At 39.7% G+C, this 13,131-nt stretch carries 14 protein-coding genes; 9 read left to right on the top strand and 5 right to left on the bottom strand.

What is annotated here, in order from left to right; genetic code table 11:
- Nucleotides 1–16: 16 nt before the first annotated feature.
- Both ACO05G_RS01095 and queA read right to left on the bottom strand, forming a co-directional pair.
- Nucleotides 17–658: a 2-C-methyl-D-erythritol 4-phosphate cytidylyltransferase gene (locus tag ACO05G_RS01095; RefSeq protein ID WP_421764303.1), complete on the bottom strand. Its 642-nt coding sequence runs from the start codon at nucleotides 656–658 to the stop codon at nucleotides 17–19.
- A 9-nt stretch (nucleotides 659–667) separates the two neighbouring features.
- Nucleotides 668–1,714 (bottom strand): tRNA preQ1(34) S-adenosylmethionine ribosyltransferase-isomerase QueA, encoded by a 1,047-nt coding sequence (gene queA, locus ACO05G_RS01090; RefSeq protein ID WP_348280217.1) that lies wholly within the window; start codon nucleotides 1,712–1,714, stop codon nucleotides 668–670.
- Between the two features lie 195 nt (nucleotides 1,715–1,909).
- Between queA and ACO05G_RS01085 the strand changes: the two genes are divergently transcribed.
- A complete protein-coding gene (locus ACO05G_RS01085) occupies nucleotides 1,910–3,163 on the top strand; it encodes an ABC transporter permease (RefSeq protein WP_348280216.1) in 1,254 nt (417 codons plus the stop codon).
- A 13-nt stretch (nucleotides 3,164–3,176) separates the two neighbouring features.
- Nucleotides 3,177–4,433: an ABC transporter permease gene (locus ACO05G_RS01080; protein ID WP_348488580.1), complete on the top strand. Its 1,257-nt coding sequence runs from the start codon at nucleotides 3,177–3,179 to the stop codon at nucleotides 4,431–4,433.
- Nucleotides 4,434–4,512: 79 nt separating this feature from the next.
- Here ACO05G_RS01080 and recA read toward each other — a convergent pair whose 3' ends face one another.
- Nucleotides 4,513–5,508, bottom strand: a complete 996-nt coding sequence (recA, locus tag ACO05G_RS01075; RefSeq protein WP_421764301.1) for a recombinase RecA — start codon at nucleotides 5,506–5,508, stop codon at nucleotides 4,513–4,515.
- Between the two features lie 185 nt (nucleotides 5,509–5,693).
- On the opposite strand from recA, the gene ACO05G_RS01070 reads away from it, so the two are divergent.
- Nucleotides 5,694–6,302 (top strand): SiaB family protein kinase, encoded by a 609-nt coding sequence (locus ACO05G_RS01070; protein ID WP_348280213.1) that lies wholly within the window; start codon nucleotides 5,694–5,696, stop codon nucleotides 6,300–6,302.
- Between the two features lie 11 nt (nucleotides 6,303–6,313).
- Here ACO05G_RS01070 and ACO05G_RS01065 read toward each other — a convergent pair whose 3' ends face one another.
- The gene (locus ACO05G_RS01065) at nucleotides 6,314–6,718 is read right to left on the bottom strand and encodes a hypothetical protein (RefSeq protein ID WP_421764300.1); all 405 of its coding nucleotides are present in this window, start codon (nucleotides 6,716–6,718) and stop codon (nucleotides 6,314–6,316) included.
- A 69-nt stretch (nucleotides 6,719–6,787) separates the two neighbouring features.
- Between ACO05G_RS01065 and ACO05G_RS01060 the strand changes: the two genes are divergently transcribed.
- Nucleotides 6,788–7,804: an aminopeptidase gene (locus ACO05G_RS01060; protein ID WP_421764299.1), complete on the top strand. Its 1,017-nt coding sequence runs from the start codon at nucleotides 6,788–6,790 to the stop codon at nucleotides 7,802–7,804.
- Between the two features lie 54 nt (nucleotides 7,805–7,858).
- Here ACO05G_RS01060 and ACO05G_RS01055 read toward each other — a convergent pair whose 3' ends face one another.
- Nucleotides 7,859–9,382, bottom strand: a complete 1,524-nt coding sequence (locus ACO05G_RS01055; RefSeq protein ID WP_421764298.1) for a S8 family peptidase — start codon at nucleotides 9,380–9,382, stop codon at nucleotides 7,859–7,861.
- Nucleotides 9,383–9,706: 324 nt separating this feature from the next.
- On the opposite strand from ACO05G_RS01055, the gene ACO05G_RS01050 reads away from it, so the two are divergent.
- The 5 genes from ACO05G_RS01050 to rpsI all read left to right on the top strand — a co-directional run bounded on the left by ACO05G_RS01050 (nucleotide 9,707) and on the right by rpsI (nucleotide 13,130).
- A complete protein-coding gene (locus ACO05G_RS01050) occupies nucleotides 9,707–10,393 on the top strand; it encodes a response regulator transcription factor (RefSeq protein WP_348280209.1) in 687 nt (228 codons plus the stop codon).
- 15 nt (nucleotides 10,394–10,408) lie between these two features.
- Nucleotides 10,409–11,488 carry a sensor histidine kinase gene (locus ACO05G_RS01045; protein ID WP_421764297.1) on the top strand — a complete coding sequence of 360 codons (1,080 nt, stop codon included), beginning with the start codon at nucleotides 10,409–10,411 and terminating at the stop codon, nucleotides 11,486–11,488.
- Complete coding sequence (locus ACO05G_RS01040; protein WP_421764296.1) at nucleotides 11,481–12,203, top strand: RluA family pseudouridine synthase; 723 nt, start codon at nucleotides 11,481–11,483, stop codon at nucleotides 12,201–12,203. The genes ACO05G_RS01045 and ACO05G_RS01040 overlap by 8 nt, the downstream gene beginning before the upstream one ends.
- A gap of 90 nt (nucleotides 12,204–12,293) precedes the next feature.
- A complete protein-coding gene (rplM, locus tag ACO05G_RS01035) occupies nucleotides 12,294–12,737 on the top strand; it encodes a 50S ribosomal protein L13 (RefSeq protein ID WP_348280206.1) in 444 nt (147 codons plus the stop codon).
- 6 nt (nucleotides 12,738–12,743) lie between these two features.
- Entirely contained in the window at nucleotides 12,744–13,130 is a 387-nt protein-coding gene (gene rpsI / locus ACO05G_RS01030) for a 30S ribosomal protein S9 (RefSeq protein ID WP_348280205.1), read from the top strand.
- The last annotated feature ends 1 nt before the right edge of the window (nucleotide 13,131 follow it).

The raw sequence follows: 13,131 nt of genomic DNA, 5'->3' as shown, positions 1-13,131 counted from the left end.
TAAGGGGTGGATTTTTCTATTTAAGATCTTCAGGCGTGGTGATTTTGATGTTGTCATAAGTGCCATTTACCAAACTCACTGAGAATCCAGCTGCCTCATAAACACTGGCGTCATCCGTAAACAAGCCAGCTCCCGCTTTTTCATAAGCAAGTTTTAGTTCACTAACCCTAAATGTTTGAGGTGTTTGAACAAGCACATAGTTTGTACGATCTCTGGCAATTGACTCATCATTAATCAATTCACGAATAGAGTCCTTTAACGAAACCACAGCTACTCCTGAACCGTGCTTATCAGCTGATTTGAATGATTGCGTTATCGTCTCGTCAGAAACAAAAGGCCTTACCGCATCATGAACGGCAACCAAACCATCCTTATTGATTAATGCAAGTCCCGATAGCACAGAAGCACTTCTGGTCATCCCGCCAGTCGTAACCCTTATTTCAGTATCCGGGAAATATTGAAATTTTATAGCCTCCCATTGGGAGATATGAACCTCCGGAAGAACAACGATGACCTGAGTCTTATCATCGTATTTCAAGAATCTGTTTATGGATTGAACAATTATCGGCACCCCATTAAGCAAAAGGAATTGCTTTGGCACATCGCTTTTCATGCGTGTACCTATCCCTCCTGCCACTATGATGGCGTATTTTTTCAAGCGCTATTCTTAGATAATCAGCATCGCATCTCCATAACTGAAGAATCGATACTTTTCTTTAATTGCCAATTGATATGCTTCCTGAATTAAATCATACCCCCCAAAAGCAGAGGCCATCATTAATAAAGTAGATTCTGGTAAGTGGAAATTTGTGATTAGTGCATCGCAAATTTTGAACTCATAAGGAGGGAAAATGAATTTATCTGTCCATCCTGAATTTTCCTTAAGTAGACCATTTGCAGAAACAGAAGATTCCAGGGTCTTCATTGCTGTTGTTCCTACAGCACAAATTTTAGATTTCTCAGAGAGGGCTCTGTTTACTCTATCCGCTGTAGGTTTTTCAACCCAGTAATTTTCAGAATCCATTTTATGCTTGGTCAGGTCTTCAACGTCTACTGGCCTGAAAGTACCTAAACCCACATGAAGTGTAATCGGGGCAGTATCAATTCCGATCAATTCCATTTTCTTCATCAACTGTGGAGTGAAGTGCATTCCTGCAGTAGGAGCTGCAACAGCACCAATATTTTTGGCATATATCGTCTGAAATCTTTCACGATCTTCAGGCTCAGCTGTTCGCTGTATTTCTTTTGGTAGAGGAGTCTCTCCCAGGGCGTCAATCATTTTATAGAATTGTTCCTGATCGCCATCAAATAAGAATCTGATGGTTCTTCCTCTGCTTGTCGTGTTATCTATAACCTCTGCAACAAGTTCACCTTCTCCAAAATAGAGTTTATTTCCTACTCGAATTTTCCGTGCAGGATCTACTAGTACGTCCCACAGTTTCATTTCAGTATTTAACTCCCTAAGAAGGAAGACTTCAATTTTGGCACCCGTTTTTTCCTTATTGCCATACAGACGAGCAGGAAACACCTTGGTGTCGTTTACTACGAAAACATCATCTTCTTTGAAATAGTCTACTACATCTTTGAAAACTTTATGCTCAATCTCTCCTGTGTCTTTATGAATGACCATTAGACGAGAATCGTCACGGTTGTCTGTTGGGTGAAGGGCAATAAGACTTGATGGTAAATCGAATTTGAATTCGGATAATTTCATTCCCATAGGAAAAAGGATCTATTTTAATGATCAAAAGTCCGCAAAATTAGCAAATATGTTTCACGTTTGTAACGTAAAAGCAGTTAAACTCGTCAACTTAATCAATTGACCGCTTGAAATACCCATTTGCCGATCGCTATTTATTTGGAAAAGCAGCAATGGTATTGGCTACATTTGTTTAATTAAAATACATACGTGAAAGTATTCAAATTAATTATTGAGAGTTTTCGATTCGCATGGGGAGCCCTACGGACCAACCTATTGAGAACCACACTTTCTTTACTTGGGGTAACAGTTGGGATTTTCTCAATCATTGCCGTATTTACGGCGGTTGATTCGCTGGAAAAAAGCATTAAAGACAGCTTGAACTTTCTGGGCACCAATAATATCAATGTTGAAAAATGGCCCTATGGTTTTGGTGGACCCTATCCATGGTGGACATACTTACGAAGGCCTTATGTCACCTTCGATGAATATAGATTCATAAAAGATAATGTTAACAATGCTCAGGCAGTTTCTATTTTCACCGTTAGAGGTGGTGTGCTGGCTAAGTATGAAAGTAGTAGTGTCGCCGACCTATCCTTACTTGGAATCGTTTATGAGCACAAGGATGTCTATGAAATTCCAATAGAAAAAGGAAGGTACTTCACTAGAGAGGAGGCAAGTGGTGGTACTAATGTCGTGATCATTGGTCACCGGACGGAAAAAGAATTATTCCCTAACACATCCGCCCTGGGGAAAGACATAAAAATTAAAGGCCTCAAATACTATGTAATTGGAGTCATCAAAGAGGAAGGAGATAGCTTTCTGGGTGCACCAAGTAATGACGATAACATTTACATGCCATACAAATCCTTCCAGAAAATCTATTACTCAGGCAGGAGAAGTGGTGTTGAGCCAAGGATTACGGCCAAAGGTCTTACGACAGATGTTGGCTTGGTAGAACTGGAAGCAGAACTGAGAGGATTGATGAGAAAGAAACGATCGCTCAAACCAAAAGAGGACGACAACTTCGCGCTTAATAGACCGGAAGCTATTAGCAACTTCATTGGATCCACTTTCGATGCAATAGGCGTAGCAGGAGCAATTATAGGTGGCTTTGCAATTTTGGTAGGCGGTTTTGGTATCGCCAATATTATGTTTGTATCTGTGCGTGAACGAACCAATATCATTGGTATTCAAAAATCTCTTGGAGCAAAGAACTATTTCATTCTTTTCCAATTCTTATTTGAGGCTGTATTTTTAAGTCTTATTGGAGGAGGTGTTGGTGTCATACTTGTTTATTTGATATCCTTTGCCAGCCTTGGGAGTCTTGATTTAGTGCTTACGACCGGGAATGTTATTCTTGGCTTAGGTATTTCGGCTATAATAGGAGTTTTATCAGGAATTGTGCCAGCACTCATGGCTGCAAGACTTGATCCTGTAATCGCTATTCGAACAACAGGCTAATAACACATACGAAGTGAAACTATTTAAATTAATCATTGAGAGTTTTCGATTTGCTTGGGGCGCATTACGAATGAATCTACTGCGGACGACCTTATCACTACTCGGTGTAACAATAGGAATTTTTGCCATCATAGCTGTATTTACGCTTGTTGATTCTCTTGAACGGAGCATTAAGGATAGCCTAAGTTTTCTCGATGCAAACAATTTAGATGTAGGCAGATTTCCTTATGAATTTGGCCCCAACATCCCATGGTGGGAATATATAAAGCGACCGTATTCTAACTATGAGGAGTATGAGTACTTATATGCCAATCTCAAGAATGCAGAATCTGCTACTATTTTTGCTAGTGCGCGTACTACTGTCAAATATGAAAGTAGCAGTTTTAATAGTGCTGCGATAGTCGGTGTGGCCCAAAGTCATAATGAGGTGTACGATATGAGCGCCGATGTAGAAAAAGGTAGATACTTCACGCCTGCTGAGTCCTATACTGCAAAAAATGTAGCCATGATTGGATATAAGATTGCAAATGACCTTTTTCCGCGTGGAGACGCAATTGGCAAAGAAATAAAAATTAAAGGATTGAAATACGTAGTAATTGCGGTCTTTGAAGAAGAAGGGGAAGGGATTTTTGGTGATACAGGAAATGATCAGGTTGTGGTGATTCCATTCAAATCATTTCAGAAGATCTACTACATGGGGCGAAATAGAGGCGTTGAGCCACGTATCAGTGTCAAAGGAAAAGAAACAGATTTTGGTCTTGTTGAATTAGAAGCTGAAATTACTGGTCTCTTGCGTTCTAAAAGGGGATTAGGTCCGAAGGATAAAAACAACTTTTCGGTCAATAGACAAGATGCCATTATGAACATCATCGGGTCAACATTTGACGTCATTGGTGTCGCTGGCTGGGCCATTGGAGGATTCTCGATTCTGGTTGGTGGTTTTGGCATTGCAAACATCATGTTTGTTTCTGTACGGGAGCGGACCAATATCATCGGTATTCAAAAATCACTCGGAGCAAAGAATTTCTTTATTCTATTTCAGTTTCTCTTTGAAGCAATCTTTCTGAGCCTGATTGGAGGAGGCGTAGGGCTTTTACTTGTCTGGCTTCTCTCACTCGTCAGCTTGGGCAACCTTGACCTGGTGCTTTCATTTAGCAATGTGGTATTAGGTTTAGGAGTCGCTGGAATAATCGGAGTGATTTCTGGCATTGTGCCTGCCTTGATGGCCGCACGATTAGATCCGGTTATTGCCATTCGAACCACAGGATAAAGTCCGAGATTATAATTCCTAATAACAAAAAAGGGAGAGCAAATGCTCCCCCTTTTTTGTTATGATTAGGATTGAACTTCTAGCCGTTCAACTTTTCTTTGATACGTTTTTCCAGCTCCTCCATCAGTTCTGGATTGTCTTCTATCAGGGCCTTTACTGAATCCCTTCCCTGACCTAACTTGTTGCCATCATAGGAGAACCATGAGCCCGATTTCTGAATAACATCAAGCTCTACCCCTATATCCACTATCTCTCCGCTTTTACTGATTCCACGTCCATACATGATGTCGAACTCGACCACTTTGAATGGAGGTGCAACTTTGTTCTTCACTACTTTCACCCGCGTTCTATTACCCATCACATTATCTGCCGATTCTTTGATCTGACCAATTCTACGGATATCCAATCTGATTGAGGCATAAAATTTTAATGCATTACCACCGGTTGTAGTTTCGGGATTACCAAACATCACCCCAATCTTCTCTCTCAGTTGGTTAATGAATATGCATGAGCACCCCGTCTTATTAATAGTTCCTGTTAGTTTTCTTAATGCCTGCGACATCAAACGAGCTTGCAGCCCCATTTTACTATCACCCATCTCTCCTTCCAACTCACCTCTTGGTACCAAAGCAGCTACCGAATCTATTACAATAATATCCAAGGCTCCTGAGCGAATAAGATGCTCGGCTATCTCCAGCGCCTGTTCTCCATTATCCGGCTGGGAGATCAGCAGATTTTCTGTGTCTATCCCAAGCTTCTCAGCATAAAGTTTATCAAACGCGTGCTCAGCATCAATAATGGCAGCCATACCTCCGGCTTTTTGAGCTTCAGCAATGCAGTGCATGGCCAACGTTGTTTTACCAGAAGATTCCGGGCCATATACCTCAATGATTCTACCTCGAGGTATTCCCCCCACTCCTAGCGCCATATCCAGGCTTAAAGAACCTGTAGAAATCGTTGGCACATCCATCACTTTCTCATCACTGAGCTTCATAACGGTACCTTTTCCGTAGGTCTTTTCTAGTTTATCGATAGTAATCTGCAGAGCCTTTAATTTTTCTTGTGCGTCAGCCATATGGAGTTGTCTATTTTTTTGAAATCAGACAAAAATAGTTCTTTCAATTCGAAGAAAAATGAATTTAACTAAAAATATTAGTAAAAATTTTCACCCCTTGAAATGGTTTTGGCTATAAAAGACAAAGAGTGCTTTTTACTGGATGAATTCTAAATTATATTGTCATTTTAACTAAGCCCCCTTTTATGGATAACTCCGGCTATGAAATGATCTATGGTCAACTGAAGCACCTGAAAACGATCATCACATTCAAAAAATTGATGACTGAATCGGATATTAATGTAGTGTATCATGGTAATGTGACCCAAGCCACCATTGAAGGTGTGACAGATATGATCTCCGAAGATCTAAGTGTCAGAAATGAAGATCGAAAAGTGACAAAACGAGTATACCACGTCATGATGGAATCGCTGCAAAACATCTGTAAGCACGCAGATAGTCAATCTGATGAAGAATCAAACTCGCTGGAAAGCGGACTAGTCAAGCAAGGTATTTTCCTAATTGGCCATAACCAAAATGAATACTTCATTACTACTGGGAATAATATTGAAATAAAGAATGCGGTTATGCTAAGGGATATTTTAGATAAAATAAACTCCCTTGATGCCGATGGAGTAAAACAAATGTATCGGGATGCCATGATGAATTCCGAGCTTGGTGATACCGGTGGAGCTGGGCTTGGCTTCATTGACATGGCAAAGAAAACCGGAACAAAATATGAATACTATTTTGAACCGGACAATGAGTCATCCTGCTTCTTTATTCTGACCATGAGAGTATCAAAGGAAAAATAGTATTAAGCTAATTAATCACCATTAACCACATGGTCTTGCTTTGGAATATAGTGAATTGCATAGATCATATAGCCACCTAGTGCCGTTCCAATTGGGAATTTAAATAACAACAAAACCGCTGGTACGATTGCAAATTTCTTTCCCCAATCCTTTCGCATTGCCAACCCATAACCTGAAATTAAGAATACGATTGATGAGACAGTTTGCAAGATTGGGAACATGTAAAGCAGGTTTTGAGGAGGGCGTATTTCGAGAAATAGCACATCAAAATCTTTCATATCCATCCAAAAGTCACTGTGACTTACGATATCTACAAAAAAGAAGGTAGATAACGAGATGGGTACCAGAATTAGCCCAATCACAATAAATATCTTACCTATAATACGCAGGTTGTTGTCATGATCCTTTAAATCCATATCAATAGAGGTTAGTTATTACTATGTATTACAAGGTATCTTACGATAAACAATAAATAAAGTTGTAGCATGATTCGAAAAGCGATCTGGATTGTTCTGGCGATTATTTGCTTAATCATTATTACCAATTGGAGTCTGGTAGTTTATGGATTGAAGCAAGCAAAAGGCCAATTGACAATTACATTCAATACTGAACCAGTGAAATCCCTACTCAATGATTCAACCATTGCTGACAGTGTAAAGCAGAAAATAAAGATCATAGAAGAAGCCAGGGTCTTTTCCTTCGATCAACTCGGGCTAAAGCACTCAGATAATTACACCACTTTCTATGATCAAAAAGGAGAGGTTGCTTTATGGAATTTATCCGCATGTCAGGAATTTTCATTTGAGCCGAAGCTCTGGTCTTTTCCTCTTTTAGGATCTTTTCCATATAAAGGATTTTTTGACCTTGAAAGCGCGAAAAGTGAAATGGGGCAACTACAACAGGCTGGATATGATGCACGGATTCGACCAGTCAACGGCTGGTCAACACTTGGCTGGACAACAGACCCAATCCTTTCTAATATGCTAGCGCGTGAAGAAGGAGCTCTGGCAGAACTCATTATTCATGAGCTAACGCATTCAACGCTTTTTGTGAAAAATGACATTGAGTTCAATGAAAATCTGGCATCATTCATCGGTGAAAAGGGAGCAATTTTATTTCTAACCCAGAAATATGGGAAGAACTCTGAACCTTATTTTGATTATATACTTGCAGAAGAGGACAGCCGAACATTTAGAAATCAAATGCTGCTGGGGACGGGTAAGTTGGATTCGCTCTATCAGTCAATTGTGGATCTTCCGGACTCAATTAAGGCAATTCAAAAACACCTGATGATTGATCAGATTACCAGCTCAATAGATACGCTGCACTTTCACAACTCCAGGTATTACAGTGCCTTTAGCAAAGCCAGCCCAAACAATGCGTACTTTATGTCTTATTTAAGATATTATTCTTCAAAAGATTCGCTCGAGGAAATTCTTACCAGCAAATATCAAGCAGATATGGAGTTATTCATTAAAGGAATGATAAGTTATCATAAATAAAAAAACGCCAAGGCAGTACCCTGACGCTTTTTGGTGAGTGAGAATTAATAATCTTTAATGATTCACTGCAGCTGCAGCATCCAAAGTTCCCCATCCAAATGAAGAGCTCCTGCCTGGATACAAATCCGCTGTTTGTTTCATTTTATTTAGGACCTGATCTCGGCTCATATTTGGGTTTTTAGCCCAGACCAGCGCGGCGATTCCAGCGGCTGTAGCTGTAGCCACCGAGGAGCCTCCAACTGTTGATGGCTGATTTCCCCTCATTGCCAGAGATAATGGGTGATTTTCCGTGCCATTTCTTTCCATGATAACAGTGAAATCTACTTTGCTACCGGAATGACAAATATCACATCGTGTGTATCCGCTTTCTTTAATTCCTGTCACTGCTACTGTTTCATTCATGGATGCAGGGAAGATTACACCAAACCAATTAGTCCATGAGGTTGAGGTACCTGCAGCAGCGAATATCAATTTGCCCCGCCCATAAGCATAGCGAATAGCATCTGCCACTTTGGAATTCGAAAAAACATCCCCAATGGACATGCTGATAATTTTCACATCACTTCTTTTTCCAAGATAAACCAGGGCATCTGCCACCCCTGTTTTTTCTTTTCCACCATTAATCACCACATCACCAGTCCCTCTGACAGATACCAGATTTGCATTGTACGCGACCCCTACTGAAGAACCATCATTACTTCTTGGAGCTGCCATCACCCCTGCCATCGCAGTGCCATGTCCACAATCATCATTCGGACCATCCGGGCTGGCCCACCACCACCAGGAGCTTACATAAAAGCCGTACTTATTCACATATCTTCCGTTTGAATATCCGGAGTTGAAATTACTGTTTAGGTTATCCTGGTTTGGTGAGATACCAGTATCAATCAAACCAATACCAATTCCTTGCCCTGTACTGGAGTTCCAGGCGTTCACCACATTGTTTGCATAAAGATGCCACGACGCTTTAGCTCCAGGACTTATGTTGGTATAATCACTTGATGGAATGCTGTAATCAGGATCGTTACTGCACCCCGAATTACTTTCTATTCTTCCCCCGTCTGCTGCGGGAAAATCTACTTCATATCCCAGTGGTTCTACATATCTGACTGTTTCCAAAGATCTCAGATACCTGACCACCTCCAGACTACTTACTTTCATATCTATAAACGGTAGAACCTGATGTTTTTGAACATTCAGGTCTTGCTCCTGAATGGACTCATCAGCATTTTGCATGATGGATATGGTCTCATCCACTATACTTTCTGAAACCGCTATCCAGGCTTCTTGTGCAATATCAATTTCCGAGATTCTTCCATTAATGTTAGATTCATTTGCCGGTTGGTATCCGATAGTCAATACTGAGTCACTATGAATAAGTGCACTCCATATCATTTCATCAGATACTGATCCCCAATTAAATTCATCATTATTCTGTAGTGAGCCGATAATGGTTTCATCAATTTTAGATTTTGCGATTGGATCTGGTTGTTGAAATTCAGGTGTAATGTTGGTTTCATCATTACATGCTAGCAATAAGGCAGCCAGCAGTACCAAGCTGATTTTTGTGTACTTCATTAGGGTTAGGTTAAGTTGAAAATAAAACAAATTACTCAGCAAATATTTAGTATGCATGCAGAGTAATTGATTCCTAAATTAATTAAAAATTTATAAATGCTCCTAATATCATTTGGCGTACAAACCACTATCCAATAGATGTTGTAGATTTAATTAAAGTTTTACCAAATTGTTACTTTTTTCACTTAGCGTTGATTTCTGAGTAATTTTGAATAATGTTGAATCAATTGAGTTAAAAGGGATTATTTGACAGGGTAATGCATAGCATTATCATATTTATAAACTAGAAGATTAAGAGAACGTTATCGATTCAACCCTCTGAAAATGGCAAAAAACAATCAAAAAGTTCTTATTGTAGATGACGAAGCAGACATCCTTGAATTGCTGAAATATAATTTAAGCAAAGAGGGTTATGAGGTAAAGACTGCCAGTGATGGTATAAAGGGAGTAGAGGTTGCCAAAAGTTTTGTACCTGATCTGATCCTTTTAGATATCATGATGCCAAAACAGGATGGAGTTGAGACCTGTCGACAGATCCGGGAGCTACCCGAAATGGCTAATACTTTCGTTATTTTTCTTACCGCACGATCAGAGGAATACTCTGAAGTGGCTGCATTCGATATGGGGGCGGATGACTACATCACTAAACCGATTAAGCCCAGAGCGCTTGTTAGCCGAATTAATGCGCTATTCAGAAGAGAATCGAAGAAAAAGAAAGAGTCTAACACCATCACGATTGGCGATTTAACAGTTGATAGAACCAGTTACACCGTTAAAAATGGGGAGGAAAAAATTTCATTGCCGAAAAAAGAATTTGAACTACTCTATTTCTTAGCACAACATCCCGGGAAGGTTTTTAGCAGAGATGAGCTACTTCAAAACATTTGGGGTACCGACGTTTATGTGCTTGCGCGGACAGTTGACGTTCATATCAGGAAAGTGAGAGAAAAGATTGGAAACGATCACATAACTACGGTGAAAGGTGTCGGTTACAAGTACGACGCTAATTAATTACAATTAGCTATCATGCAATTTAACTCTCGAGCCATAGCGCTATTACTTGCATTTTGTATCGGTGCAATCACCACTGCGTTCCTTTACCTGGTGCCAAGTATTACCAAGACGGCAATTGTCATTGCCTTCTTACTATCATTCTCCTCATCCTACATCTTAGTAAGACTCGTGCTTGAGTTTCTGTTTTTCCGTCAAATCGAAACAATTTACGACTCCCTCAAACGAATCCGGGATAGTGAAATCATGCTGAAAGGAAGATTTTCATCTGTCAATCCCCTTAAACGAATCAATAAAGAGATTTCAAATTTCGCGCTGAGTAAGGAAAAAGAAATTGAAGAACTGAAAGAAAGAGAAAATTTCAGAAGAGAGTTTATAGCAGACGTATCTCATGAATTAAAAACTCCCATATTCTCGGCACAAGGGTTTGTTCACACCTTGCTTGATGGTGCAATAAATGATAAAGAAGTACGTAAAAAATTTCTCAAGAAGGCAGCAAGAAGCCTGGATGCGCTCGACCTTCTTGTACAGGATATATTGACCATATCTCAAATCGAGTCAGGAGAAATAAAGATGCATTTCGAAAATTTTGATATGAGAGGCATGTGTCGGGAAATTTTAGATCAGCTTGAAGATAAAGCGGAGAAAAAAGGTGTGGAGCTAAAGATGTCTAAGAAATATAAAGAGCCCATCATTGTACGTGGTGATTACCGAAGAATATATCAGGTCATGTTGAACCTTATTTCAAACGCAATCAAATACACAAAGAAAGATGGGCTGGCAAAAATCAGTTTCAAGGAAATTGAAGGCAGCAAAATTCGCATAACTGTTAGCGATAATGGTCGTGGAATTCCCGAATCGGATATTTCTCGTATTTTCGAGCGCTTTTATCGGGTAGATAAAAGTAGATCCAGAGAAAAAGGGGGTACCGGATTGGGACTTTCAATCGTAAAACACATCCTTGAAAGTCACAATTCTGAAATAATGGTTGAGAGTGAATATAAAGTTGGCTCGCAATTTTATTTCGATCTCAATAAAGCCACATTCATTGATAAGGTAGAGGAAGGCTTGGAAGAGGAAGAAGATTATGCATAAAAAACTTAAAAAGATTTCATTTAAAGATCTGATCATCTTAGAAACCGATGATTATAGTGTAATCAATAAACCTCCATTTATTGCAAGTCTTGATGATCGCGCAGAAAGCAAAAATCTACTTAGTCTGGCTAAAGAGGTTGATGAAGAATATCAAATTTGCCATCGTTTAGATAAGGAAACCTCAGGAATCCTTGTATTTGCTAAAAACCCTGAAGCCTACAGAAGCTTCGCCATGCAGTTAGAAAACCGAGAAGTCAAAAAAGTCTATCATGCGGTCATTCATGGGTTACACAAGTTTGAGGACTTTGAAGCTGATGAGCCGCTGCATACAACCTCAACAAAATCCCGAGTTGACTTTCGGGCTGGCAAACCTGCATTCACACTTGTGAGTACACTAGAGTTATTTAAAAAACATTCTTTAGTTAAATGTTTTCCTGTAACAGGCCGCATGCATCAGATAAGAGCTCATCTGGCGTATCATGAAGCGCCTCTTATAAATGACCCTGGATATGGTGGAAAGCCTGCGCTACTCTCGGAGCTGAAAAGAAATTATAATTATAAAAAGTGGGAAGAGGAAAATCCCATAATTAATAGAGTAGCTTTGCATTCTCATCAGATCGCCTTTAAAGACTTATCAGGCAAGGTGGTTGAGGCTGAAGCTGAATATCCAAAAGATTTCTCGGTGCTAATCAAGCTCTTAAGAAAATTTAATTAGAGTCTTCAGTTTGTTTTCTAAAATGAAACTTCTATTTTTGTGTCCCTTTTTCAAGGGGATAGATTTTGACATTATAAAATCAATATAAAATTGGATACTAATAGCTTTAAAACTGTATCATTAAACAGTGCAACTGTAGAAAAGAATTGGGTCATCGTAGACGCTGATTCTCAGATACTTGGAAGAATGGCAAGTGAAGTTGCTAAAATGATACGTGGCAAACACAAGCCATCGTATACACCACATGTAGATTGTGGAGATAACGTAATTGTGATCAATGCTGATAAAATCAGATTGACCGGAAACAAATGGAGCGATAAGCAATATGTGCGTCACACGGGATATCCTGGTGGTCAGCGAATTGAAACTCCTAATAGTATTAAGGCTAAGTCCTCAACTATTTTAGTAGAAAAAGCAGTAAAAGGTATGCTTCCGATCAACAGACTTGGAAGACAGCTTTTTAAAAATTTATACGTATATGAGGGTGCAGAGCATCCACATGCAGCTCAAAAACCAAAAGAAGTTAAACTATAAACCTGAATGGATAGAATCAATACCATAGGAAGGCGAAAGACCTCAGTAGCTCGTATTTATATGACGAGTGGGAAAGGTGCAATAACCGTAAACGATAAAGAACTTAACGTTTACTTCCCTTCCGAAATTCTTCAAACAATCGTCAAGCAACCATTAGTAAAGGTGGAGCAAGACGGAAATTTCGACATTAATGTGAATGTGACCGGTGGTGGCCCTGCCGGACAAGCTGAAGCAGTTAGACTGGCAATTTCTCGCGCGCTCACTGAAGTAGATGCAGAGTTCAGAAGTCCACTTAAGTCTGAAGGTTTCTTAACCAGAGACTCAAGAATGGTGGAACGTAAGAAGCCAGGTCGAAGAAAAGCAAGAAGAAGATTCCAGTTCAGTAAACGATAAT

This window comes from Ekhidna sp., from assembly GCF_965227465.1.
Classification (GTDB): Bacteria; Bacteroidota; Bacteroidia; order Cytophagales; family Cyclobacteriaceae; genus Ekhidna.
Note: the sequence above shows the minus strand (reverse complement) of the source record. Positions and strands in the feature narration are given on the sequence as shown.